Source organism: Aminivibrio sp. (genome assembly GCF_016756745.1).
GTDB lineage: Bacteria > Synergistota > Synergistia > Synergistales > Aminobacteriaceae > Aminivibrio.
This window is the reverse complement of the sequence record NZ_JAESIH010000059.1, coordinates 1-24,156: the sequence shown is the minus strand read 5'-3', so window position 1 is coordinate 24,156 and position 24,156 is coordinate 1. Positions and strand designations below refer to the sequence as shown.

At 60.7% G+C, this 24,156-nt stretch carries 26 protein-coding genes; 14 read left to right on the top strand and 12 right to left on the bottom strand.

All coding sequences use genetic code 11. From position 1 onward, the window contains the following. Positions 1 to 181 precede the first annotated feature (181 nt). The 5 genes from JMJ95_RS09765 to ptsP form a co-directional block, all read right to left on the bottom strand. Positions 182 to 1,897, bottom strand: a complete 1,716-nt coding sequence (locus JMJ95_RS09765; protein WP_290684904.1) for an HD domain-containing phosphohydrolase — start codon at positions 1,895 to 1,897, stop codon at positions 182 to 184. After that, the gene (locus tag JMJ95_RS09760) at positions 1,872 to 3,146 is read right to left on the bottom strand and encodes an HDOD domain-containing protein (RefSeq protein WP_290684903.1); all 1,275 of its coding nucleotides are present in this window, start codon (positions 3,144 to 3,146) and stop codon (positions 1,872 to 1,874) included. Before JMJ95_RS09760 ends, JMJ95_RS09765 begins: the two co-directional genes overlap by 26 nt. 149 nt (positions 3,147 to 3,295) lie before the next feature. Then, positions 3,296 to 3,934, bottom strand: a complete 639-nt coding sequence (locus JMJ95_RS09755) for a nucleotidyl transferase AbiEii/AbiGii toxin family protein (protein WP_290684902.1) — start codon at positions 3,932 to 3,934, stop codon at positions 3,296 to 3,298. Further along, on the bottom strand, positions 3,892 to 4,233 hold the full coding sequence (locus JMJ95_RS09750; protein WP_290684900.1) for a hypothetical protein: 342 nt from the start codon (positions 4,231 to 4,233) through the stop codon (positions 3,892 to 3,894). Before JMJ95_RS09750 ends, JMJ95_RS09755 begins: the two co-directional genes overlap by 43 nt. Before the next feature lie 25 nt (positions 4,234 to 4,258). Further along, complete coding sequence (ptsP, locus tag JMJ95_RS09745) at positions 4,259 to 5,980, bottom strand: phosphoenolpyruvate--protein phosphotransferase (RefSeq protein WP_290684899.1); 1,722 nt, start codon at positions 5,978 to 5,980, stop codon at positions 4,259 to 4,261. A 208-nt stretch (positions 5,981 to 6,188) separates the two neighbouring features. Here ptsP and JMJ95_RS09740 point away from each other — a divergent pair, with 208 nt between their 5' ends. Beyond that, positions 6,189 to 6,410, top strand: coding sequence for a hypothetical protein (locus tag JMJ95_RS09740; RefSeq protein WP_290684898.1), 222 nt, complete (start codon positions 6,189 to 6,191; stop codon positions 6,408 to 6,410). 309 nt (positions 6,411 to 6,719) lie between these two features. On the opposite strand, the gene JMJ95_RS09735 is transcribed toward JMJ95_RS09740, so the two are convergent. Beyond that, positions 6,720 to 7,634, bottom strand: coding sequence for a hypothetical protein (locus JMJ95_RS09735; protein ID WP_290684897.1), 915 nt, complete (start codon positions 7,632 to 7,634; stop codon positions 6,720 to 6,722). A 236-nt stretch (positions 7,635 to 7,870) separates the two neighbouring features. Between JMJ95_RS09735 and JMJ95_RS09730 the strand changes: the two genes are divergently transcribed. The 3 genes from JMJ95_RS09730 to larA are packed head-to-tail and all read left to right on the top strand — an operon-like array spanning position 7,871 to position 10,629. After that, positions 7,871 to 8,611: a gamma-glutamyl-gamma-aminobutyrate hydrolase family protein gene (locus tag JMJ95_RS09730; protein ID WP_290684896.1), complete on the top strand. Its 741-nt coding sequence runs from the start codon at positions 7,871 to 7,873 to the stop codon at positions 8,609 to 8,611. Further along, positions 8,608 to 9,348 carry a 2-phosphosulfolactate phosphatase gene (locus tag JMJ95_RS09725; protein WP_290684894.1) on the top strand — a complete coding sequence of 247 codons (741 nt, stop codon included), beginning with the start codon at positions 8,608 to 8,610 and terminating at the stop codon, positions 9,346 to 9,348. Before JMJ95_RS09730 ends, JMJ95_RS09725 begins: the two co-directional genes overlap by 4 nt. Before the next feature lie 12 nt (positions 9,349 to 9,360). After that, on the top strand, positions 9,361 to 10,629 hold the full coding sequence (gene larA, locus JMJ95_RS09720) for a nickel-dependent lactate racemase (protein WP_290684892.1): 1,269 nt from the start codon (positions 9,361 to 9,363) through the stop codon (positions 10,627 to 10,629). Between the two features lie 93 nt (positions 10,630 to 10,722). Here larA and JMJ95_RS09715 read toward each other — a convergent pair whose 3' ends face one another. Then, the gene (locus tag JMJ95_RS09715; RefSeq protein WP_290684890.1) at positions 10,723 to 11,055 is read right to left on the bottom strand and encodes a hypothetical protein; all 333 of its coding nucleotides are present in this window, start codon (positions 11,053 to 11,055) and stop codon (positions 10,723 to 10,725) included. Between the two features lie 46 nt (positions 11,056 to 11,101). Next, on the bottom strand, positions 11,102 to 12,277 hold the full coding sequence (locus tag JMJ95_RS09710) for an amidohydrolase (RefSeq protein WP_290684889.1): 1,176 nt from the start codon (positions 12,275 to 12,277) through the stop codon (positions 11,102 to 11,104). 215 nt (positions 12,278 to 12,492) lie between these two features. On the opposite strand from JMJ95_RS09710, the gene tsaA reads away from it, so the two are divergent. Then, positions 12,493 to 12,900 carry a tRNA (N6-threonylcarbamoyladenosine(37)-N6)-methyltransferase TrmO gene (gene tsaA / locus JMJ95_RS09705; RefSeq protein ID WP_290684887.1) on the top strand — a complete coding sequence of 136 codons (408 nt, stop codon included), beginning with the start codon at positions 12,493 to 12,495 and terminating at the stop codon, positions 12,898 to 12,900. 12 nt (positions 12,901 to 12,912) lie between these two features. On the opposite strand, the gene JMJ95_RS09700 is transcribed toward tsaA, so the two are convergent. The 3 genes from JMJ95_RS09700 to JMJ95_RS09690 form a co-directional block, all read right to left on the bottom strand. Next, on the bottom strand, positions 12,913 to 13,134 hold the full coding sequence (locus tag JMJ95_RS09700; protein WP_290684885.1) for a hypothetical protein: 222 nt from the start codon (positions 13,132 to 13,134) through the stop codon (positions 12,913 to 12,915). A gap of 123 nt (positions 13,135 to 13,257) precedes the next feature. After that, entirely contained in the window at positions 13,258 to 14,043 is a 786-nt protein-coding gene (locus JMJ95_RS09695; protein ID WP_290684884.1) for a hypothetical protein, read from the bottom strand. Positions 14,044 to 14,133: 90 nt separating this feature from the next. Continuing rightward, positions 14,134 to 14,967: a cyclase family protein gene (locus tag JMJ95_RS09690; RefSeq protein WP_290684883.1), complete on the bottom strand. Its 834-nt coding sequence runs from the start codon at positions 14,965 to 14,967 to the stop codon at positions 14,134 to 14,136. 438 nt (positions 14,968 to 15,405) lie between these two features. Here JMJ95_RS09690 and dctP point away from each other — a divergent pair, with 438 nt between their 5' ends. The 6 genes from dctP to JMJ95_RS09660 all read left to right on the top strand — a co-directional run bounded on the left by dctP (position 15,406) and on the right by JMJ95_RS09660 (position 20,127). After that, positions 15,406 to 16,458 (top strand): TRAP transporter substrate-binding protein DctP, encoded by a 1,053-nt coding sequence (gene dctP, locus JMJ95_RS09685; RefSeq protein ID WP_290684881.1) that lies wholly within the window; start codon positions 15,406 to 15,408, stop codon positions 16,456 to 16,458. Between the two features lie 35 nt (positions 16,459 to 16,493). Further along, a complete protein-coding gene (locus JMJ95_RS09680) occupies positions 16,494 to 17,012 on the top strand; it encodes a TRAP transporter small permease subunit (protein WP_290684879.1) in 519 nt (172 codons plus the stop codon). Next, positions 17,005 to 18,348 carry a TRAP transporter large permease subunit gene (locus JMJ95_RS09675; protein ID WP_290684877.1) on the top strand — a complete coding sequence of 448 codons (1,344 nt, stop codon included), beginning with the start codon at positions 17,005 to 17,007 and terminating at the stop codon, positions 18,346 to 18,348. Before JMJ95_RS09680 ends, JMJ95_RS09675 begins: the two co-directional genes overlap by 8 nt. A 191-nt stretch (positions 18,349 to 18,539) precedes the next feature. Beyond that, a complete protein-coding gene (locus tag JMJ95_RS09670) occupies positions 18,540 to 18,689 on the top strand; it encodes a hypothetical protein (RefSeq protein WP_290684875.1) in 150 nt (49 codons plus the stop codon). 167 nt (positions 18,690 to 18,856) lie between these two features. After that, complete coding sequence (locus JMJ95_RS09665; protein WP_290684873.1) at positions 18,857 to 19,246, top strand: YbaN family protein; 390 nt, start codon at positions 18,857 to 18,859, stop codon at positions 19,244 to 19,246. Next, positions 19,243 to 20,127 carry a prephenate dehydrogenase gene (locus JMJ95_RS09660; RefSeq protein ID WP_290684872.1) on the top strand — a complete coding sequence of 295 codons (885 nt, stop codon included), beginning with the start codon at positions 19,243 to 19,245 and terminating at the stop codon, positions 20,125 to 20,127. Before JMJ95_RS09665 ends, JMJ95_RS09660 begins: the two co-directional genes overlap by 4 nt. A 41-nt stretch (positions 20,128 to 20,168) precedes the next feature. Here the strand turns inward: JMJ95_RS09660 and JMJ95_RS09655 are convergent, their stop codons facing one another. After that, complete coding sequence (locus tag JMJ95_RS09655; protein ID WP_290684870.1) at positions 20,169 to 21,902, bottom strand: C69 family dipeptidase; 1,734 nt, start codon at positions 21,900 to 21,902, stop codon at positions 20,169 to 20,171. A 215-nt stretch (positions 21,903 to 22,117) separates the two neighbouring features. Between JMJ95_RS09655 and JMJ95_RS09650 the strand changes: the two genes are divergently transcribed. The 3 genes from JMJ95_RS09650 to JMJ95_RS09640 form a co-directional block, all read left to right on the top strand. Further along, positions 22,118 to 22,999 carry an EamA family transporter gene (locus JMJ95_RS09650; protein ID WP_290684868.1) on the top strand — a complete coding sequence of 294 codons (882 nt, stop codon included), beginning with the start codon at positions 22,118 to 22,120 and terminating at the stop codon, positions 22,997 to 22,999. Between the two features lie 210 nt (positions 23,000 to 23,209). Continuing rightward, a complete protein-coding gene (locus tag JMJ95_RS09645) occupies positions 23,210 to 23,605 on the top strand; it encodes a 4Fe-4S binding protein (RefSeq protein ID WP_290684866.1) in 396 nt (131 codons plus the stop codon). A gap of 4 nt (positions 23,606 to 23,609) precedes the next feature. Beyond that, positions 23,610 to 24,156, top strand: a 547-nt coding sequence (locus JMJ95_RS09640) for an aldehyde ferredoxin oxidoreductase N-terminal domain-containing protein (protein ID WP_290684865.1), incomplete at its 3' end; no start/stop codon positions are given.

Sequence of the window (24,156 nt, the reverse complement as noted above, 5' to 3'; positions counted from 1 at the left end):
TTTTTTGAGACATTACGCCCTTGTGCCTTGTGGGACAGGGGTTCTTGTCCTGAACAAGATAAAGGTTCACAAGCGCCAATGTCGTATAGAGTCGGCCGGCATTCTTCAACAGTCCGCGATGCTTCCACGAAAACAACGGCCGGGGGCTCAGATCTCCGGCCGTTGTGCATATTTTTTCCCGTCACTCCCAGGGAGACTCTCCCCTGGCAAAGATGGCCAGGCAGGCATCCACGACGTTCTCATCAAACCCTGTCCCCCGGAGCCTGGTGATTTCGCCGAGCCCCTGTTCGAGGCCGAGGCTCGGCCTGTAGGGACGGTGGGAGGACATGGCCTCCACCACGTCCGCCACGGCGAGAATCCTGGACTCCAGCAGGATTTCGTCCCCCGCCGTTCCGGAGGGGTAGCCGGAGCCGTCCATCCGCTCGTGGTGCTGGAGCACAGCTTTTGCCACGGGCCAGGGAAAGTCCACGTTCTTCAGGATTTCGTACCCGGCGATGCAGTGGTCCTGGATGAGGCTGTATTCCTTGTCCTTCAGGCGGGATGGCTTGCTCAGGATCTCCGCAGGCACGTCGATTTTCCCCAGGTCGTGGAGAACCGCCGCCACACTCACCCCCCGGACCTGTTCCTCGGGCAGGCCCATTTCCCTGGCGACGGCTATGGCGAGCCGGGCAACCCGCTCCTGGTGGCCGGCGGTATAAGGATCCCTGGTCTCAACGACCTTTGCCATGGAGACCACGATGCCGTCCAGGGTATCACTGAGCTTGGCGTTTGTCTCCGTGAGGAGCTGCTCGGCGTGTTCCCTGGCCGACTCCGCCAACTTCCGCTCGGTGATGTCCACCCAGTTTGCAATAGAGTACTTCGGGCCGTTCTCTCCGAAGATGGTGGTCATGCTGACTTCGACCCAGAGAGGGTCGCCGTTCTTTTTCCTGAAGAGGTGTTCTCTTTTGGTCGTGCCCCTTGCGGTGACCATGCCGTAGTATTCAGACATGAAATGGAGATCGTCCTCAGCCCACCAGGGGTAGGGCGCCTTGCGGTTGATGACCTCTACAAGAGAGTACCCTGTGAGCTGTTCTAGGGAGAAGTTGATGTACTTCACCGATGTGTCCGGGTTGACCACCAGGATGGGGTTCGGAGAGTGGTTGAGAAGGCTTGCGGAAAGTTCCTCGCTTTCGAGCAGCGCCTCCTCCTTGCGCTTTCTCTCGGCGATCTCCGCCAGGAGCCGTTCGTTGATCTTCTCCAGTTCCCTGGTCCGCTCCCGGACCATCTCCTCCAGAGTCCGGTTCAGGGAGACGAGTTTTTCCTCCGTCTCACGCAGGACGTTGACCGCGGAAGACAGGCTGCTGTTCTCCTTCTTCGCCATCCGGAAGAGCTCCCGGTTCTGCAGGACTCCCGCCACCTGGCTGAAGTAGATGGAGAGCAGGGCATAGCAGATGTCGAGGATGTCCTCTTTCTTGTCCCTCAGGATGCCGATGAAGACTCCCATGGTCCGCCCCGGCGTTGCGAGGGCGTGGAGGAAGACATCCTCGCCCGTGGTAAACTTGGCCGTTACGGCCCGCTCGGTCTGGACGACCCATGCGAGGGTTCCGTCGTCAATAAGGGCCGGAAGCTCCTTTTCAATCTTCTTTTTCGCCTCGGGAGAGCTGGCGTAGGCAAGCTGGAAGCCGGCGTCCTCCTGCCCGAAGAGATAGAAGGCCCCGCCCCTGAGGCCGATGAGCTTGCCCGTGCGCTCATAGCAGAGGGCGAGGATGGATTCCACCGTGGCTTCCGCGGCGGCGTCCGGCTGGATGTCGTTGATCTTGAGCGCGATGTCGAGGGCGTTGGTGACGGCAATGCGCTCTTCCTCCAGCGAAATGATCCTGTTCTGAAGCTTTTCAAGAGTGAGGAACTGTTTTTCCATCGTCATCGCCGCCTTTGAAAAGGCTGTAAATTTCGGAAATCTGCCGGTGTGCCTGTCGCGCCGTCATATCTATCACGGAAAAGGGAAGATCCACCACTTTCCAGACGCTGTCCGGAATGGGGGAGACATGAAGGGACCCGCTGTTTCCCTCGCCGATGGCGGCCGCGAGAACGTCGGAGGCTGCCAGGAGGGCGGTGGGGAAGGCCTTGGTTTGTTCTTCCGTTTCATGGTTCTGGAGAACCATGTCGGAAAGCGCCAGGGGGAAATTCCACCGCTCCAGCAGTCTCCCGCCCAGTTCTCCGTGGTCGAAACCGAGTACTTCCTTCTCGAGGGCCGTCAGGGGGACCCTCCGCTCCGCGGCGGCAGAGATGAGGCGCGCCATTGTAAAGGGGGCGTGGCGGAAAAGGACGAGCCGTCCGATGTCGTGCAGCATCCCCGCCACGAAGGCCTGCTCTATGATCCTCGGGTTTTTCTTCGACGCGAGGATCTGGGCGATGACCGCCACGGACACGGAGTGTTTCCAGAAGGACTCCATGTTGACCCATTCCACGGGAATGTCTTTGAAGTTCTGGACGGCGGATACGCCGAGGGCAAGCAGGGAGAGGGCCCGCACGCCGATGAGGGCGGTCGCCCGTAAAATGGAGTCCACCCTTCCGGGAACGCCGTAGACGGCGCTGTTGGCCAGTTTCAGAAGGGTGGCCGAGAGGGCGGTATCTTTGCTGATGAGATCGGCGATGTGGGAGACGGAGCTCTGCGGTGACTGCAGGGCCTCCGAGATCCGGAAATATACGTCGGGAAAGGAGGTGAGCCCCACTTCCGTCCTGAGGATGTCCTCCATGTCGATTTTCTCGTCGGAAATTCTGGGCTTGAGAGGGAGGGAGAAAGTGAAGGAACCGGGAATTTTTGCCGGAAACCCTTCGGCGATCCTTCCCGCCCTTACCCTCACGGCGACTGTGAAGACCTCCTTCATGAGAGGGGAGGCCGGAGGGACGCCGGAGAAAAGGTCCAGCACCGTTTCCCGGGCTTCATCCATGACGTCGGAGGAATAGAGGAGCTCATCGCCGCCCGGTTCTTCCTGTTCATTTGGTTTTGCGACGGGAACCTCGGAGACTCCCCAAATCTTGAGGCTCATGATGTTTTTCGGGGTCAGGCGGGCTCCCTTGGGCAGAATAAATCGGCCGTTCGGGGCGATAAGATCCCCGGAAAGCACCATGCCCGATTTAAGACGGTTAACAGATACGTATTCCATGCGGTCCCCCGGAATCTGTCCCGACAGGGCGGAACGAGAATAGAATACACCTTTTATTTTTTAACCATATTGTTCGTAAATTGTCAAGTGTACATTTCTGAATGGAAATAGGAAAAAGTTTTCACTCTTTGCTGTCGAAACAGGGATGTTCAAGGGAGGGAGCGGAGCAGTCTGGTCTGGGAGGAGAGAAAATACCGCTGGAGGGCGCTCCAGCTCACGTCCCTGAGCATGACGGGCCAGGGGTCGTGCTCGGCGTCGTCAAAGTAGCTCAGTCCCTTGATCATGTGGTAGAGGTTGAGGCGCCGGCCGGGGAATTTTCTGGGCAGGAGGAGAAAGAGCTCTTCGAGGGTGATTCCCTGAAGCCCCAGTTCGTAAAGGTCGAGAAAATCCTTCCGGGCACCCCGGTCGGAGAGGGCGGCCCATTTCATGAGCCCCGTGTCCCGGGGTGAGGAGAGCAGAAGTCCGGGAATGTTCGGAACCTGCTGGAGGGGGTCCAGGAGGGGGTTGGGGTAATGGAGCCATGTCACCCGGATGCCGTCGATCCATCCGTGGAAGGTCCCGGCATGGGTCTCCGCCACCGAGACTGTCCCGAAGGGTTCGAGAAGGGCGGGCAGTTTCCCTGGATCGAAGCTTTCGGGCAGAAACCAGTCGAAATCCTCGGAAAGCCGGTGACCGTACTGCAGGGCAAGGGCCGTTCCTCCCGCCAGGTAGGCTCCCGGGATGGGCGGGGAGGCGACCATGCTCTTCAGAAGAGATTGTCTGGGTTTGTCGAGAACATCCCAAAACACCGCATTTCCTCCTCCCTGAGCCCGAAAAAGTTCTGCCAGCACCGGGCCGTCTTTCTGCTGAGCCGCCTGCTCGAGGATACCACGGCGCGGATTTCGTCCAGCGAGACATTCCGGCGGAGCCAGGCAAGTTGTTCTTCGTTCCCGAGGTTCAGAATCCGTTCAATCACCGCCGTCCTGTTCCTGTCAAAATCCACAGCCGTCCATTCCGCGTCCCAGAAGAGGGGGCGCAGCATCTCGGGCAAGGGCGGATGTTCCCGGTCAGTAAGGACGACATCGTTCATGGACTTATTATAATCCATCCGGAAGGGGAAGTCCCCTTTTCCTTCAGCGGCAGAGGTTAAGAGACTGGAGCAGCTCTGAGCAGTATTCCTCTACTTCTTCGGCCGTGGCCAGCGACAGGGTCTTCAGGGCCGCCTCCTCCAGGTCGCTCTTCCGGAGGTTCCGGAGGATCCACCGTGCCTGGAGGATGGACGAGGGGTTCATGCTGAATTCCGTGAGCCCCATGCCGAGGAGGATGGGGATGAGTTTCGGGTCTCCGGCGGATTCGCCGCACATCCCGACCTGAATTCCCGCGGCCTTTCCGTTGTCGATGACTGTTTTTATAAGCCGGAGCACCGCCGGGTGGTACTGGGAGTAGAGATGGGAAAGCTTTTCGTTCCCCCGGTCCACCGCCACGACATACTGGATGAGGTCGTTGGTCCCGATGCTGAAAAAGTCCGTTTCCCGGGCGAAGTGGTCGGAGAGGATGGCCGCCGATGGCACCTCCACCATGATGCCCGACTGGACGGATTCGTCGAAGGGTACGCCCTGGGATCGGAGATCTTCTTTTGTCTCCTCAAGGATGGCTTTTGCGGAGCGGAGCTCCCCGAGGCTCGAGATCATGGGAAAGAGGATGCGGACATGACCGAAGGCGCTGGCCCTGAGGATAGCCCTGAGCTGGACCTTGAATATTTCCTGGCGGTCAAGGCAGAGCCTGATGGCCCGGTAGCCCAGGAAGGGGTTCTGCTCTTCGGGAATGGAGAGGTAGTCCAGCTTCTTGTCCCCTCCTATGTCGAGGGTCCTGATGACCACCGGCTTTCCCTTCATGGCCTCCACCACGATCCTGTACTGCTCGAACTGGATGTCCTCGGGAGGGAGGAGGGAACTGTCGAAATAGAGAAATTCGGTCCTGTAGAGTCCGATGCCATCCCCGTTGTTCTTGAAGACGTCGTCCAGATCTTTCGGAGAGGCCACGTTGGCCTCGAGCTCGATCTCCAGGCCGTCAAGGGTGACGGTTTTCATCCCCCGCACTTCAGAGAGGCTTTTCCTGAAGCATTCGTACCGGTCCAGCCGTTCCCGGTAACGCTCTACCGTCTCTCCGTCGGGGTTCACGAAGACCTGTCCCGTTTCACCGTCGATGATCATAAGGTCGTCGTTTTCCACCTCGTCCAGCAGCTTCTTTACCCCCATGACGGCAGGAATTTCGAGGGTCCTGGCGAGAATGGCCGTGTGGGAGGTCTTTCCTCCCGTTTCCGACACCATGCCGAGGGTCATCTCTCTGTCCATCTGGGAGATGTCCGTGGGGGTGAGTTCTCTCGCCACTATTATGGAAGGCTCCCTGAGGTTCGAGAGGTCGATCCCGCCGATCTGGAGGAGCAGCTTGATAACCCGGTCGGAGATATCCTTCACGTCGTCGGAGCGGGCCTTCATATAGTCGTTGCCCATGCTCTCGAAAATCTGGATGAGGCTGTCGGCCACCTGCTTCACCGCCCATTCGGCGTTGACGTTCTCGTCGAGGATCATGCGCTCGATCTGCCCCACGAAATCGGGGTCCTTCAGCATCATGCCGTGGGACCTGAAGATGTCCGCCTCGCCGGGACCGACGCTTTCAAGTACCCTGGAGTAGGTCTCCCTGATCTGCTCTCCGGCAAACTCGAGGGCCGTCTGAAACCGTTCGAGCTCCCGCTCCGGCTCCTCGACAAACTCCCGAAGGATGTCGATCTGTTCTTTCCAGTGAATGACTACCCTGCCAATGGCTATGCCCGGAGAGGCCCCGATTCCTTTCATGACGGTCTGCACCTGCCTGTCGAATGAATATCCTATTAGTATACCCTTAAATTCCGTTTTTCAACAAAAAAGTGACCCTGGTAGATTTTTCCGAAGAAAAGAGTGCCACGGAGAAATGTTTTTGCGAGGGAAAACCGGCAGTGAAATGCTTTCCGCAAAGCCGTGATACAATATGACAGATAATTCTGAAACAATGGAGAGGGGGTTCATGGCCTCCAAAGGGCGGAATTTCGCTGCCGTGTTTCTGGCGGTTCTCTCGGTGCAGGTTGTTTTTCGGGGCCGACCTGAAGGGCGGCAAAGATTCGCCCCTCCGCCGCCGGTACGAGGGACCTTCGTCGTCCGGTATTCGGCGAAGGAGTACGACGGAATGGTCATTCCCTGGGGAAGACGGTCTGCCGGGACGGCCGCGCTATGCCTTCACCGCCTCTGAGAAGGCGGAGGGCAGCCCCACGCGGCTTCTGTACGTCGCCCCGGCGGGACGGATCGCCCTCGAGGTGTTCCGGAACTACGATGAAGATCTGAAGGAAAAGGACTGCGAGATTCTCTTCTCCGGCGCGAAGGACGGGCTCGGCCCCTACAACGGCTTCGCCGAAACGCTGTACGGCCGGGACAGGCATTATCCCATAGTGGAGACGAAGCCCATGGAGGCCAAAATGACGGTGGTCACGTCGGAGGAGATGCCCCAGAGGCTGAGGAGGAGCGGGCGAAAAACCGCAGGGTGGAGGGAGATGGAGCCGCCCTACATCAGCCCGAGGACAAAATGCAGGACCGGCAGCAGCGCTGCGAGCCCGAGTACCGAGATGAGAAAGCAGCTGTTCGCCAGGTCCAGATCCAGTCCGTACAGGGACGGGGGGACGAGGGCGTTGAAAGCGACCGGCATGGAGGAAAGGACGAGGACGGCCTTCAGCGGCAGTCCATCGGCAATGCCGCCAAGGCCGGCCAGGGCGCCGAGAGAGACGCAGACGGCGGGGACGAGGAGAAATTTCAGGGTGATGAGGGCGAGCCCCTCCTTCAGCCAGAAAGCTGTCTTCCCGAACTTCATGGCCATGCCGATGGAGGCGAGGAGGAGCACCGTGCTGAGGGGTATGAGCAGCCTGTTCAGGGAAGCGTAGGCCGCAGGCCTTGGAATGCCCGACAGGTTGAGAGCGGTTCCGAGGAGCAGTCCGCAGACGGCCACCCTGAGAAATGGATCCCGGAGAAGGCGGGGGAGAAGGCTGCCTTCCGCCGCCGTCTTTCTATCTGTGCCGTAGAGCCGGGCGACGGGGAAGCCGATGCTGTAATAGACGAGTTCCTCCAGGAGCTTGAAGAGGGGCAACATGGCGTAGCCTTCCTCTCCCAGAAACAGGAAGATCACCAGCCCCCCGATGGCCCCCACGTTGGTGAAGAAGCCGCAGCAGAAGAAGGCTCCGGCCTGGGGCGGGGCCATGTGGAACAACCGGGCCGCCGCCGCCGCAGCAGCACCGCCGAAGATGTGACAGAAGGCCCCTATGAGGGCAAGAAGGGCGATTTTCGGCTCCCGGATCTCCACGATCCAGAGTGCGCCGATGAAGGTCACGGGCCCCAGGCCAAGCAGCACAAGACGCTGCAGGAAGTACCGGATACGGCCGAGCAGCTCGTCGGGACCAGGGAAAACCTTTTCGAAAAGACGGCGCATCCCGTACCCGAGCAGCAGGCCCGAGGCGATCAGGGTAAAGGACGACAGAATGGGTTTGATGGCGGCAACTCTCCTCCGGCGGGGGCTTCTCAGGGCTGTATCCGGCCCGTTCTCCCCCGGCCATGGGGGGTATTATTCTCCTCCCTCCCCAGGCTGTCAACTTGAAAAAGGCACCTCCCGCGCTATACTTGGAACAGGCGGAAATCCGCCGATCCGTACGACAGGAGGAAATAAGCATGGGCCGACCGGTGATCGGTATTGTGGGGAACCTTCTCGTGGAGCAGGGGGGCTTCTCCCCCGGCATAGAGCGAAGCTACGTGAACAACGACTATGTGGCCGCCGTGGAGCGCGCCGGGGGCATTCCCCTCATAATTCCCGTGGTGAGGGGGCAGGATGTGGCCGAGGAGCAGACGGAGTGCGTCGATGCCCTTCTCGTTTCGGGAGGGTATGACATCGATCCCCTGCTGTACGGCGAAGAGCCTCACAAGGGCTTGGAGTTCGTCTACCGGGACACGGACATTTCCCAGCTCCGCACCATAAAGACGGCCCTGGCGAAGGGGCAGCCCGTTCTGGCCATCTGCAAGGGGATCCAGCTCCTGAACGTGGCTTGCGGGGGCACCATCTACCAGGATCTCTCCGAAATTCCCGATTCTTTCGTGAAACATTCCCAGAACCGGAAACGCTCCTGCCCGAGCCATACGGTGGTGGCCGAGGAGGGATCGGTGATCGCCGAGCTCCTGGGAACCAGCTTTCCGGTGAACAGCTACCATCATCAGGCGGTGAAGGACGTGGGACGGGGGCTGAAGGTCACGTCCCGGGCCATGGACGGCGTGGTGGAATCTCTCGAGATGGAGGGGGAGCCCTTCGTGGCGGGGGTCCAGTGGCACCCCGAGATGATGATGTCCGAAGGGGATGAGATGCTTCCCCTGTTCCTCCGTCTCGTGGAGGAAGCGAAAAAGTACGCGGCCAAGCCATGACTGTGAAAGCGGACGTGGTCCTTTCGCCGGAGGAGATTCTTCCGGAGGCGGACAGCTGGCTGGTGATCGATATTCTTCGGGCTACAACCACCATGTGCGTCTTCTTCGACGGAGGGGGGGAAATTCTCCGCCCCTGCCGATCCGTCGAGGAAGCCTTTCTCCTGCGGGACCGGCTGGCGGCGGAAGGCCGGAACCCCTTCCTGATGGGGGAGCGGAACGCCCTTCCTCCCGTCGGGTTCGACTTGGGGAATTCTCCCCTGGAGTTGTTGGAATACGGTCCCTCCAGGCGGCCGGAGGCCGTGATGGCTACCACCAACGGAACGAGGGCCCTCCTGAAGGCGGCCGCTTCCGGAAAACCGGTGCGGCCGGTCTGCGCCCGGAATGCCTCTGCGGCCCTCGATGCCTCCCTGAAGGATGGAGAGTCGGTGGGTATTCTCTGCGCCGGCCTCCACGGACGGGTCGCCCTGGACGACACGGCCTGCGCCGGATTGCTCGTGGAACTTCTTCTGCGGCGCTGCGACGCCGAACTTCAGGACGGGGCGGTCATGGCGCTGGACATATGGCGGTCAGGCGGACGGGACATGGCGGCCATTCTCAGGCGGTCCGTCCATGGTCGGCGGATTCTGGCCCTGGGATTTGAAGGGGATCTTGTCTGCGCGGCGGAGACCGACGTGTCCCGCTCCGTGCCGATGCTGGAAGAAGCGGAGACCGGGGGTTCGGTTCTCCGGATCAGGTAAGGGGGAATGGAGATGGATTTTCAGCTGAAAAGAGGCAGGGGGACCGAGGCGTTCACCCTCGAGGATTCCAGGATCCTCCAGGTGGTTCTGCCGCCGGAGATGAACCTGAAGCCCTGCACCCTGCGGGATGTGGATGGTGCGCTCGACAACCCCGTGGGGACGCCTCCCCTCCTTGACCTTCTGCAGAGGAAAAAGCCCCGGAAGATCGTCCTTGTGGTGAACGACATTACACGGCCCACCCCCTACGACCTTCTGCTTCCGCCGGTGCTCGCCCGCTTTGCCCGGGCGGGGATCACCGACGACATGGTCACCCTTCTCGTGGCCACGGGCATCCACGACCCCCACACCGACGAGCAGAACCTCCAGGTGTATGGCGAGGAGATCGTCCGGCGGTTCCGGATCGTCTCCCACGCTGCCGACAACCTTGATAGCCTCGTCTCCATCGGAACCCTCTCCACGGGAACGGAGCTGAAGATCAACAGGTTGGTGGCTGAAGCGGATTTCGTCCTCACCCTGGGAGTGGTCATGCCCCATTATTTCGCGGGCTACTCGGGCGGGCGGAAGTCCATCCTGCCAGGAGTGGCGTGGAAGGAGACGGTGGAGCGAAACCATTCCCGGATGGTGGAACTCATGGATGCCCTCCCGGACCTAGACTCGAACCCGGTGAACCTCGAGATGATCGAGGCGGCGCAGATGGTGGGGGTGGATTTTATCCTCAACGTGGTGGTCAACGAGAAGAAGGACGTGGTGAAAGTCGCGGCCGGTGACGTAGCGGCAGCGTGGAGGGAGGCCGTTGCCGTCTCGGCGAGCCTGTACGAGGTTCCGGTGAAGGGGCTCGCGGACGTGGCCGTCGCCGGCGCCTGCGGGCACCCCCGGGACATCAACATGTACCAGGCACAAAAGGCCCTCGACCACGCCGACAAGGCCACGAAAAAGGGCGGTGCCATCGTGCTCGTGGCCGACTGCCCCGAAGGGTTCGGCGAGGCCGTATTCGAGGAGTGGATGAACGCCGCGTCCTGCCCGGAGGATATCGTCAGGCGAATCCGGACCGATTTCAAAATGGGGGGGCACAAGGCCTTCGGCTTCGCCAAGGTCGCTGCGGAGAAGACGGTCTACATGGTCACGTCCATGGGCGAGGCGGAGGTGAAAAAGCTCTTCGCCGTGAAAGTGTCGTCGGTGGAGGAGGCCCTGAGGCTCATAGAACAGGAAAGGGGAAAGGACCTCTCGTATCTGGTTCTGCCCGAGGGAAGTCTCACGGTCCCGGTTCCTCCCAGGGGCTGAAAACGGAAGAACGGAACGGGCTTTCTCTTCCGCAGGGTGCGGAAGAGAAAGCCCGTTTTTTATTTGGGTTCTTCGGACGTTCCCGTCCCGGATCTAAGCGTCGTCCCCCGGGGGGGCCTCCTCGTCGTTCACGATGAAGATGACCTTCTTTCCTGCGTCGATTTCCTCCACCTCGTCCGGCGAGAGGACGGGAGCAATGGCACTGGAATGGGTGACGAAAAAGATCCTGGCAAAAAGCGTAATCCCCGATCTTGTCGTAGATGCGCCCCGCACTGGCCGTTCCCCGGTAGACGGTGTTCGTGCTGTTCGCCACGTAGCCGATGGTGCCGATGACCGGCAGTTCCACCCGGATGGCCTCGGGGTCGTGGGGGTCTTGCCGTAGTAGTGGTCGATCCCCGTGATGGTGATGAAGTGGACCGTATCCAACCCGCATTCCTCCTCTTCCGGGGGGCGAACTCTGCCCGGGGTCAATTCAGCATCTCGAGTAGACGGTCTCTCCGTCGATGATCGTCGCCACGGCCCTGCTCCGGGCATCAAGGGGATCGCCGTCCCAGATCACCAGATCCGCGTCTTTCCCCTTTTCGACGGACCCCACCCGGTCCGCTATGCCCAGGTGCTCCGCGGCGTAGATGGTCGCCGCCTTGATGGCCTCCTCCCGGGGCAGCCCGGCCCGCACCGCCAGGGAGAGGCAGACGGAGAGGTGCTCGATGGGCACCACGGGATGGTCGGTGATGATGCAGAAGTGGACTCCGGCCTTCCAGAGAGCGAAGGGGGTGTCCCACGTCTTGTTCCGCAGTTCGAGCTTCGGCTTGCCGGTAAGGGTGGGGCCCACGGCGGCGAAAACGTTCTTCTCCGCCAGGAAGGGGGCGATGAGGTGCCCTTCCGTGCAGTGCTCCACGGTGAAGGGGATGGAGAACTCTCCCGCGATGCGGACCGCCGTGGCGATGTCGTCGCAGCGGTGGGCGTGGACGCAGAGGGAAAGGTCCCCGTCGAGCACCGGGAGGATCGCTTCGTGCTGCAGGTTTCGTTCAGTCATCTCGTTTTTGTTCCTGGCCTGGATCATCTTGTTCCTGTAGTTTTCCGCCTCCACGAAGGCCTGTCGGAGCAGGGCGGCGTTGCCCATGCGGGTGTTGGGGAGCTTCTGCTTGTCCTTGTACACCCTGATGGGGTTCTCTCCGAGGGCGGCCTTCATGGAGGAGGGGGCCTTCACCACCATTTCGTCCACCGTTTTCCTGCGCCCGGCGGCCGCGGTGGCGGTTTTGATGATGGCCCCCTGGCCGCCGATGACGTTGCCGCTCCCGGGCAGGGTCTGGACGCAGGTGACTCCTCCGGCGAGGGCGTCGGCGAAGGCCGTGTCGTCCTGGTAGATGGCGTCCAGGATCCGGAGGTGGGGAACCACTGGGTTCACCATGTCGTTGGTGTCTGCCATGCTCTCGGGGAAGCCTTCGCAGTAGGTGCCGATATGGGTATGGGCGTCGATGAGCCCGGGGGTGACCACCATTTCCGATGCGTCCATGACCTCGTCTGCGTTTTTCGGGTCGAGTCCTTCGGCGATATCGGCGATTTTGCCGTTTTCAATGAAAACGGTCACGCCGGACAGTACGGTTCCGAGCCCGGTTTCGAGGGCTCCTGCGAGTATTGCTTTCATTTCCTGGTGCCTCCTTGAAGGGTATTTGTGGAGTTTCGTTTCTTTCACCGGCATTGTACATCATGACGAAGCCTGCTTGAAACGGTCAGTTCATGCAAAAGAGGACGAAAGATTTGATGTATACTGATCAAATAACTGCTATAAAATGGTGTTGAGCCGGCGGGACAGATCACGCCGGAGGGAGTTTTTTCCAGGATGCGGAGGAGGTCTGGAATGTGAAATGCGCTGACATGAGGGTACAGGCCATAGGAAGGGTTCATTCGTCCCTGAAAAGGCAGGAGGATTGCCCGAGGCAGGGATTTGAGGACGCGCCGGAAGCGGAGATCGAGATTTTTCCTGCCTTTCTGGAAGGGCTGGACGGCCTGGAGGCGGGACGGGAACTGCTGGTTCTGACCTGGCTGCACCTTGCGGACAGGTCAGTGCTGAAGGTGCATCCCAGGAGGAACCCCGGGGCGCCCCTGAAGGGGGTGTTCGCGACCCGGTCCTCCGCAAGGCCCAACCCCATCGGCCTTCACAGGGTGACCCTGCTGGGGAGGGAGGGCGCCCGTCTCCGGGTAGCTCCCCTGGAGGCCCTGGACGGCACGCCCGTGGCGGATATCAAGCCGGTGATCGACGAGCGGTAGTAGGCCTGCCGCCTATTTCTCCTTCTCCAGAACGCGCAGGCAGGCGTCCCGGAAGCATTCGCACAGGGTCGGGTGAGCGTGGACCGAGAGGGCCGCGTCCCCGGCGGTGAGTTTCGGGAGACTGCGAGAGCGGCTTGCCCTGGTCCCGGCCGCCGCTTCCGGTCCCATGATGCGGACGCCGGGGTAGATGGAGCTGAGCCTTTTCGCCGGGCAATCGGCGTTCAGTGCCGTCATCTCCCACACTTCCCGTATGCCCTCCGGGCCGAGGGTGCGGATGGAGGTCTAGGCCCGGACGAGGACGCCGAAGTTTCCGCAGGAGTTTTTCGGCCGGTAAGCGTTTCCTCCATCGCCGCCCTTTTATTCCAGCCGTGCGGCGATCTGTATCCGTTCGCCCCCGGAGACCCGGAAGAGCTTTCTTCCGTCGGGGCTGAGGACCGCTTCCTCTTCCCCGCCCGCCGGACCGGGAAGAGTGATGAGATACGAAACGCCTTCCCTCTGCAGGGAAGGCGGTGTCCTCCTCCAGGAACCCACCAGGGATGAGGGAACGACCCTGCCGTCCCTCCGGAAGGTGACGATACTGCCGTTGTGCCACCTCCACCGGCCTTCGATGGGGTCCCCGGGAGCGGGAGATGCCGTCGGGAGAGTAAAGCTCCTGAGGGTCCCTTCGAGATCGGCGCCGCCGATGCCCGTCGTCTCCGGGGAAGCCACGGCGAGAACAACGAACCATGTCCCGCCGCGGCCGAAACAGGCGACCGAAGCCTCCGCATGCCGTCCGTCGCTCATGGCCCTGTACCTCCTCAGATGTCCTTCCTCTCCGCTTATCGATACGATGGTTCCTCTCCATGTCTCAACGGGAGAGAGGGAGAGAAATGCCTCCCTCTCCTCGAACCCGGCGGCGGCTTCCGATGCTGTCGAAAAAGGTTCCCTGAGGACATGCACCTCCAGGAATGCCGTCCCGTCCCGGGAACGGGCCCTCAGTACCGGTTCCTGTGACAGGTGCCTCCGGACCGTCCACCCTCCGGGAAGGAGGATGCGGAAATTTGCCCCGCTGTCGGCGGCCCAGAACGGGTTTTCCCTGCTCCGGGCGGGGAGAACCGCCAGAAGAAGCAGCAGGACGGCAATGAAAAGCCGGTTCATGTTCATGGTTTTCTCCTTCGTAATTATTTCGTATTGCTGTTTGGGTATCGGTCTTCGGGCGGAAAGGGAAAAGGCGGGCCGGAACCCGCCTTGGCATCAGGGGAGAATGGCGAAAACCCGGGCGGGGAAGCCCGAGCCGAAGAAGGGCTTGGGGAAGGCCACCACGACGAGAGCACCGCTTTCCGGCACTTTGTCCAGGTTGGCGAGAAGCTCGATCTGGTACCTGTCTTGGCCGAGGATATAGGCCTCGCAGGTGTAGTCTCCCTTTGACGTGGAAATCCCGGGGTCAGTATCCGTGGGCTCGTGCCCCGAGGCGGTGATCTTCCGCTCCTCGTAGAGGTATTTCAGTGCTTCGAGGCTCCAGCCGGGATAGTGGGCCGTGCCGGAGGCGTCGGCGTTTCTCATGGCGGCCTCGTCGGGCCACCGTTTCGACCAGTCGGTCCTCATGGCCGCGAAGGCTCCCTCCGGCACGGGACCGTTTTTTTTCTCCCATTCCTTCACATCTTCGAGGGTGAGAACGTAATCAGGGTTTGCCGCCGCTTTTTCAGAGACGTCGAAGACCACCAGCGGAAGGAGCATTTCCTTTACGCCGATCCGGTCGAGAGTCCTTTTCCCCCTTGCGAAATGGGCCGGGGCGTCGCAGTGGGTTCCCCACTGTCCAACGTGGGAGAAAACCTGGGCGAAAAAGCCGTATCCCATGGCGCCCACACCCTTATCGTACCAGTAGATGGTTTCCCGCTTTTCCTTGGGAAAGCCGGGCCAGTGGGGTATTTCGGTGTCGAAGGTATGGGTGAGGTCGACGAATTCTTTCGTCTTCAGGATGGAGTAGATCTCGGCGAGGGACGGTTCGGCGGCTGGAGCCGACGCAGGGAGAAGAACAAGAGCCGCCGCCAGCAGAACCAGGACCGTTTTTCTGCAAAAGCCTGCCATTGTTTTCAGCCTCCTTTTCACACGGTATCGCAACGATACGTTCAGCAGGGCACTTCTCCTGTTTTCGTGCCTCGGCCTTTCGCAGGGACGGCATCCCTCCTCTCTGCTAAAAAATGGAAAATTGCGATAACAGACCCATGGAAACTCTAGCAAAAAAGAAGGGTTTTTGCAACAGAACGTTTTTCCCCTAAATCCGCAGGCAGCGGGCTTGAAAAATTTTTCGAATACCTTCAGAATAGTGGTATTCTTCTCGTCGGTATGTCCCGCTGTACCGGAAAAAATGTCATGGATCGCCTCGATGCGGTCTGCCCGGGCTTTTTCCGGAACGTGACGGGCAGTTCCCTCTTTTTCGAGTAGCTTCTGAAAAGGTGTCGTTCAGGGCCGGGGAAATTCCTCCCCTGCCGTAGGGAAACACCAAATACAAAGGAGGTTACAAAGATGTGGGCTATGAGAAGAGTGTTGTTCGCGCTGCTGGTTCCCGTCCTTGTGGTCGGGGCTTTTATGCCCGCCGTGGTCGAGGGCGCCGACGCCCCGAAGAAGATTGTCTGGAAATCTTCCGGGCACGGCCCGGCGTCCGACCCGTCCCAGATCTACCATGACATGCTCTGCAAGGCCATCACCGAAGCCTCCGGCGGCAGGCTGGAGATCAAGCCCTTCGTCGGCGGATCCATCGTCCCCGCCTACAAGGAAGTCGACGCTGTCCACGAGAACGTGCTGCAGCTCTGCTACACGTGCCCCATGTACAACCTCGACAAATGGTCGGCGGCAGGTCTGGTCAGCTCCCGCCCCGGCGCCCTCGCCGGCGAAGCCCTCCGCACGTGGTTCAACTACGGCGGCGGCGCGGACCTGATGAACAAGATGATGGAAGGCTACAACGTGATGACCTTCCCGGGCGCCCTTTCCCCCCTTCCTGAAGAGGTGTTCTTCCACTCCAAGAAGAAGATCGAGACTGTTGAAGACCTGAAGACCATCAAGGCCCGCTGCATGGGCGACGCCGGAGAGATCCTGAAGAGAATGGGCATGGCCACGGTCATCCTTCCCGGCGGCGAGCTCTACGAGGCCATGAAGCGCGGTACCATCGACGCCTTTGAGTACTCCACCCTTGCTTCCAACTGGAACATGCACTTCAACGAAGTGGCGAAATACGTCTATCTTTCTCCCGTACGCGCTCCCAGCGATCCCCAGGTATTCTTCGTGAACAAGGACGCATGGAACGCCCTGCCGAAGGACCTGCAGCTCCTGGTACAGACATTCATCGACCGCTTCACCCAGGCCCAGCACGAGTATCTTGTCTATGAATCCATCATCGCCCTTGAAAAGTTCAAGGCGGCGGGCAACCAGGTTTTGAAGGTCCCTGCGGAGGTCAACGCGGCCCTTGCAGCCGAAGCGTCTAAATTTTACGAGGAAAAGGTGGCCAGTGAACCGGCGATCTTCGGAGAGATCTACAACTCCATGAAGGCCTTCGGCGAATCTTACGAGACGATGAAATAGCCGCGCTCCCGCGGTATTTCACAAGGAGAAGGGGCATGTCGTCCTTAAGGAAAATATTGAAATTCATCGATACCGTCAGCGAAACGTCCGGCTGGGTGGCGAAGTGGTTCGCCCTGGTCCTTGTGTTTGCGGGAACCTACGAGGCTGTCGCGCGCCATTTCTTCAACGCTCCCACCGCATGGGCCTATGACGTACTGTGCATGGCAGGAGGCGCCCTGTACCTTCTGGGCGCCTCCTACGACTATCTCCACGAGGCGCACACGAGGGTGGACATGTTCTACAACATGCTTCCTCCCCGGGGAAAGGCTTTCATGAACGTGATCTGCTCCCTGTTTCTCTTTTTTCCTCTCATGCTGGTCATGTTCAAGCTCGCCTTCACGTGGGCCGTCCGAGCGGTGACCATCAAGGAGGTCTTCTTCAACAGCTTTTGGTATCCCCCGGCATGGCCCTACCGGACAGTGTTCGCTGTGGGCCTTTTCCTTCTGATCCTTCAGGCGGCGGCGAATTTTGTGCGGGATGTCTATTTCATGGTGAGGGGTGAGACTCTTGATTGAACTCAGCGCCGAAACTGTCACCGCCATTATGCTGGGAGGAGTCTTCGTCCTCGTGATGACGGGGTTCCCCATCGCCTTCGTCATCGGGAGCGTGGCTTTTTTTACAGGTCTCGCCGTTTTCGGTCCCACCACCACATTCCACATACTGTACAGCAGGTTCTACGACCTGTCGCTGAACTATCCCTACCTGGCGGTTCCCCTGTTCACCTTCATGGGTGTCATCCTGCAGCATTCAGGGGTCACGAAGGACCTGTACCAGAGCCTCTACGAAGCCATGGGCAGGCTCCGGGGCGGTCTGGCCGTGGTGACCATCCTGTTCGGAACGATCCTCGCCGCCTGCCTGGGTGTCATCGCGGCGTCCGTCACCATCCTGACTCTCATCGCCCTTGCCCCCATGATCACCAGGGGGTACGACAAGTCCCTGGCAGCAGGGTCCATCGTCGCGGCGGGAACCCTCGGCATTCTTATCCCGCCGAGCATCATGCTCGTAGTCTACGCGCCCCAGGCGGGGCTTTCGGTGGGGCAGATGTTCATGGGAGCCGTTTTTCCAGGCCTTCTGCTTTCTGCCTTTTACATGCTGTATGTCGTCATCCGCTGTCACCTGAACCCCGCTCTCGGCCCGGCTATCCCGGAGGACCAGATCACTCCCTTTGACGCGGCCAAGTTTTTCCGTCTTCTCAAGTCCCTGGTTCCGCCGATCCTGCTGATAGCGGCCGTTCTGGGAACGATTTTCGCCGGGATCGCGCCGCCCACGGAGGCTGCGGCAGTGGGGTGCTTCGCGTCCATCCTCCTCGCGGCAGCCTACAGGAAGTTCAGCTGGGATCTCATGAAACGGGCTTCCCTCGAGACAATGAAAGTCAGCGCTTTCGTGGTGATGATCGCCGCCATGTGCTACGCCTACGTGGGCATCTTCATGAACGCGGGGGCGGGAGACGTGGTGGCGGAGTTCATTCTCTCCGTTCCCGGGGGGAAGTGGATGTCCTTCTTCGTCATCATGGCGATCGTGTTTCTGCTCGGGATGTTCATCGAGTGGATCGGCATCGTGTTTATCGTGGTTCCCATCTTCTCGCCCATCCTGACCACTCTCGGCTTCAATCCTCTCTGGGCCGGCATGATGATCTGCATCAACATGCAGATGGCCTTCCAGACGCCGCCCATGGCCATGTCCATCTTCGTCCTCAAGGGGACCGCCCCGAAGGAGCTCGGCGTGACCATCGGAGACATCATCCGGGGGGTCATTCCCTTCATCCTCATCATCATGGTGGTGCTTTTGCTCTGCGCTTTCTTCCCGGGTATCATTACCTGGCTTCCCGAGATGATGATCGGCGCGGCGTAACGCGAATTTTTTCAAGGCAGAAAAAAGCATCCCGGAATTCCAGGGATGCTTTTTTGTATTTTCATGATTTTTTGGGGATATCCCACTGTGCCGGGCACGCCGGTGATGCGTTCCATGGGAGGCCGGGAAAAGGAACCGTCCGCTTTCTCTCCTCTGCCGCACTTCTTCCGCTGCCTGCGGATTTAGGCCTCGTGCCGATCCTTGATTTTTACAGGGGCACGGGATTCCTGACGGTCCTGGATGACGTGGGGGGCGACTATTCCTCCCTCTACCGGCGTATCGGCCTCAGGCCCGATTCCGTGAAGCTCGGCATGGGGCTCGTACAGCGACATCCGTCATGACCGGATGAAGCGAGGACGTATTCGAGGCGGTGCGGCTGCTGTGCAGGAAGAGCGGTACCGGTCCTGAGGGCACACCCCCATTATTGCAGAAAACCCCGACCACAGCGCCGCTATTTTATGATATGGTATCTCGGCTACAAAATCTTTTCCTGCTGCGGTGAGTCGCTATGAATCTCTGGACCCTTCTCGGAACGCTCTTCCTAGCCCTCGGCTTCATCGGGGCGTTGTTTCCCGTCATGCCCACGGTGCCCTTCGTGCTGGTCGCCGCGGCATGTTTTGCCCGGTCGTCGCCGAAGATGCACCGGTGGATGCGGCAGCATCGCACGTTCGGCCGCACCGTCCGGAATTGGGAGAAAAACAGGTGCATTTCCAGGAAGATGAAGGTGTGGGGCATTACCATGATGACCCTTGGAGGGGGAACGTCCACGTGGCTCTTCGTTCCTCCGGGGTGGATGTCCTGGACAGTTTTCGGCGCCTTTCTGATCGGGGACCTGGTGGTCCTGCTGCTCAGGGAATGCCCTGCGGAACCTGTCAGGGGCGGAAAGGAGAAGAGATGACGGATCTGAAAAACTGCACCGTTTCCGTCTTCGGACTCGGGCTCCTGGGTGGTTCTCTTGCCTGGAAGCTCTCCCGGGACGGGGCGGTGAAAAGTGTCGCCGGATGGAGCCGGAACCCGCAAACGGTACGCCGGGCCCACGAAACTGGCATCATCGGGCGGCCCTGCGCGACGGCGGAGGAGTGCGCCGCCCTGGGAGACATCCTGATCCTCGCCGTCCCCATCCGCTTCATGGAAGCCACGAGCCTGAAGATCCGTCCCGCCGCCGGGTCCGGCGTCAGGGCGGTCTTCGACCTGGCGAGCACCAAGACCGAGGTCGGGCGGAAGCTCGCGCCCCTGTGGGGGCCCTGCTACGCCGGGTTTCACCCCATGGCGGGAAAGGAGCGGGGCGGCCTGGAGAACGCAGACCCGGCCCTTTTCCAAGGAGCTGTGTGCGCCGTGGTTCCCTTCGAAAACACCGGTGAAGAAGCCCTGTCCCTTGCTGAAGAACTTGCGGGAGCCCTCGGGGGCCGTCCGCTCAGGACCGGCGCCGAAGAACACGACGCCGCCGCGGCCTGCATCAGCCATTTCCCTGTGCTGGTCGCCGCGGCGCTGGCTCTCCTCGCGGGGGAGGAGATGGAACGGCATCCCCTGGTGCCCCTTCTCGCGGCGGGCGGGTTCCGGGACACGACCCGCGTGGCGGGAGGCCTTCCGGAGCTCGGGGCCGACATGGCGAGCACCAACGGCGAACAGATCCGGCGGCTTGCGGGGAAATTCAGGACGATCCTCGACACCCTTCTTGCTGTGTCTCCCGAAGAGCTCGAGGTTCTTCTGGCCAAAGCGGCCCGGTGTCGGGAGACCGTTCTGGCGGGGAAAGACTCCGGGAGCGGAAAAAGAGGCTGAAAATCAAAGGGCCGGGCTGATCATCAGCCCGGCCCTTTCCGCTATTTTTCCGTGGGTTTTTCGTAGGACGTGGGGCCCGATGGCCAGGATGTGGTCTTCAGCCAGTCCCGGGGATAGCCCATGGGCTGACCGATTTTGCCGCCCTCGGTGAGCAGTCCGTCGTTGTATTTCACGATCAGCCGTTCCGTGAGGTCATGCCATTGCTCCAGCGTTTCCGCTGTGTTCCGTTCGGCGAAGTCCGTGAGGTAGGCCCTGGCGCCGGACGGGTTGGTCCTGTACAGGTCGAGGGCATTCCGCTCCACTGTCTCGATGGTGTTGAGGAAGCCCGTTTCCAGCTGTTCCTGCCACACGGTGATCTCCCCGTGCATGTAGCTGTATTTCAGGCCCGCGTAGTTCGCCAGGAAGTTGAAAGTCCACCACGCGCTCTCCCTGGAGAATTTCGTGGTGTCGCAGGCTTCCACCGACCGGGGCAGCCCGTTCACTCCAACGTGGAAGGGCAGAAAAACGGTGTCCGAGGGCTTGTCGAGACCGAGCCACATGCGCCCGCCGATGGCGTCCGGAAGCCAGCCCCTGGCCTGGTTCACGAAAACGTACCCGCAGTAGGTCACCGACAGGGGCCGCTCCCATGCCCCCTCCGGCTTTCGCTTGGGGTCGCCCACGTCACCGGCCCCGTCGTAGGGACCGTAGTACCGGTCGGGGTACCCGAAGGGACCGGCGGCCGTTCCCTTCGTGAGATCGAACTCCGTTCCCTCGTAGTGGTCCCTGTGGAGCCGCATCACGTCCCTTACGCCCAGTTTTTTGTCCGGTTTCACCGAGAAGGGGTAGTCCTTCGTGAAGCCATCCTTCACCCAGGGGGAGAAGTTCTTCGACGGTGCGGCCAGGGAGAGGACTCTCCAGACCCTTCGAAGGGAGTAATAGGGATGATTGTATTCCCCGAGGCTCACCGTTTTCAACCAGTCGAGCTTCCCGTCCTCAGGCTTCCACCAGCCGTGTTTTTGGGCCACGGCGTGGAGGTTTTCCGAGAAGAGCATGTCCGGGTCATCCGGGTCCACTTCCCGGATCCGGAACTGGTTGGCACCGACAAATATCTCCCCGTCGGGGACTTTTTTCGCCACCCACAACCCTCCCGTCCCTTCGGGGGAGGGGGCCATCTCCAGGATCCATCCCTCTTCCGTGTCCGCCACGGGGAGGGTCTCGCCGGTGGCGTAGAGGCCGTACTCTTCGATAAGGGCGCCGATGAGCCGGATGGCTTCCCTGGCGGTGGTGCACCGCTCGAGGGCGATCCGGGAGAGTTCGGCCGAGTACATGATTCGCTTGCCCGGTTCGGGCCCAGGGGAGACTTTCGCGCCGTTCGTGCATTCGCCGAACATGAGCTGCCGCTCGTTCATGATGCCGTAGCTTCCGTCGAAATAGGCGAAAGTCTCCGGGATCTGGGGGATTGTCCCTAGTGGAATGGTTGCCGGCCCAGGGGTGTCATATCCCGGCCCCCGTTTTGATGTGACCATCCGGGGGTAGGAGAAGGTATTGTACTCTGGGAATTCCCCCATGGCGGCCGCGGTGCAGAAAACCTCCCTCACGGCGCCGGGAGCGTGCTTTTGTGCGGGGACGTAGACGACCCGCTGGTCCATGAGGTCGTTGTCGTCCGAGTGGGAGACCATGACGGAGCCGTCGGCGGAGGCACCTTTCGTCACCAGGATGGTGGTGCACGTTTCTCCGGCGGCGGCCGGGAGAAAAAGAAAGACCAGCAGGGTGAAGGACCGGATCGTTCGAAACATGGGAACCCTCCTCGAAGTATGGGAATAAAAAGCAGTTTCGGTCTGATTATAGACCTTCGAACGGAAGCTGCAAAACTTTTCCGAAAAAAGCTCTCGACCAGGACACATTTCCCGGGGAATCCGCTATACTGGCAGGAAAAAAGAAACCGTTTTTCCGGAGGAGGCGAGAAATGGGCCCTCCACCACCGGGAAGGCGGGGCAGACGGAGGAGAGTCATGGTTAAATCGGGAAAATTTTCCGGGGGAGCCCTTTTTATACTGCTCGGCGCCATGCTGTGGGGTACCACCGGGACATCCCAGGCTCTGGCTCCCGCAGGGTCCACCCCTCTGGCCGTGGGCGCCCTCCGGGTGGCCATAGGAGGAGCTGCCCTTCTCACCGTCGCCCTTCTCCGGGGATCCTTCTCGTCGGGCGGCCGCTGGCCCCTCGCTCCGACGGTGATTTCCATACTGGCCACGGCGTCCTACCAGCCCTTCTTTTTCACCGGCGTCTCGAAGACCGGGGTCGCCGTGGGGACCCTGGTCACCCTCGCGAGCTCTCCCGTAATTACGGGAGCCCTGGGATACCTCGTTTTCGGGGAGAAGCCCGAACGGAAATGGTATGCCTCCAGCTGTCTCGCCATCATCGGGTGTTCCCTCCTGACCCTCTCGGGGGAAGGGGGAGGAACGGTGAATCCCGTGGGGGTCCTGTTTTCCCTGGGGGCTGGCTTTTCCTATTCCGTGTTCGTCCTCGGCAGCAAACGGCTGCTGCGGGACCACGGGGCGGATGCGGTGAACGGCCTGGTCTTTTCCGCCGCGGGACTCGTTCTGCTTCCCGTGCTCCTCGCTTCCCCCCCCACATGGCTTCTCCAGCCCGGGGGACTGCTTGTCGCCTTTCATCTCGGACTCATAGCCACGGCCCTCGCCTATTTCCTCTTTCTGAAGGGACTGTCCACCGTGCCGGCCTCTACGAGCGTCACCCTTTCCATGGCAGAACCCCTCACTGCCGCTCTACTGGGGGTGCTGCTCCTGGGGGAGAGAATGAACCTGACGGGAGCCGCAGGGGTCGCGCTGCTCTTTTCGGGAGTGGGGCTGCTGGCATTGAAAAGCAAAAAAGGCTGAGTGCACTTTTTCCCTCCGTTGACAAAAGGGAGCAAAATCACCCGAAACCGTCTAAATATTGCCTCTCCGCTTACGCTGCGGGTACAATGTCCTGGAGGATAGGCTCATTGTGTTTTTTTATAATGCCCGTTCAGATGATCCTTTCCCAGAACTTGTACGGATTACGGGCAAAAGAAGTGGCCAACTATCTTTCGTAAAGGAGTGTTGACCGTGAAATTCCTGAAGACGTACCTTGACCGGTGCGTGCAGTGCGGAGCGTGCATGAGCGCCTGTTCGAAGGCGTGGGCGAAGGAGGACTCGCCGGAGCTTTCCCGGATCCGGGTGGAGACCGTCACGGGACTGGCGGACATCCATGTGTGCGACCAGTGCGGCGGATGCATCCCCGTCTGTCCCTCTCTGGCCCTCTCCCGGGATAAAAACGGGGTCGTGCAGATCGACAGGAAAAAGTGCACCTCCTGCCTCATGTGCGTCGAATTCTGCCCCAGCGCCTCCATGTACTTCTCTCCCCGGATTCCCTCCCCCTACAAGTGCGTCGCCTGCGGCATCTGTGTTCGGGCGTGCCCAGAAGGGGCCCTTGAACTCATCGACACCGGGAAGGAGGGCTAGTGCCATGGACAGACTCGACATGAAGCTCCTCGCCGAATGGAGCTACGACCGCGCCCCCCTGCACCGGGGGTACACCCGCAAATACCTCGTCGTAGACCTCGGGAACGGGAACTACCGCCATGCCATCCATGACATAGACGAGGACATGATCGGCACCTACACCGGAGGCAGGGGATTCGGCCTCAGGATCCTCTGGGACGCCGTCACCCCCGCCAGCCGGTGGGACTCTCCCGAAAACGCCCTGGTCATCTCCGGGGGCCCCATCTGCGGCATCACCCAGTACCCCGGGACGGGGAAAACCTACACCGTCTTCCTGTCGCCCCTCACGGAGCAGACCTACAACAGCAACGCCGGAGGCTACTTCGGCCCCTACCTCAAGGCCTCGGGCTTCGACGCCCTCTCCGTCGCCGGCAAAGCCCCTGAAGACGTGGTTGTCTCCATCGACGGCGACGAAGGAACGATCCGCATCTACGCCGCCCCGACGGACCGGCGGAACGCCTACGACGTCACCGAGGCGCTGCATGACTACTTCGCCAAAGACGAAGACGACA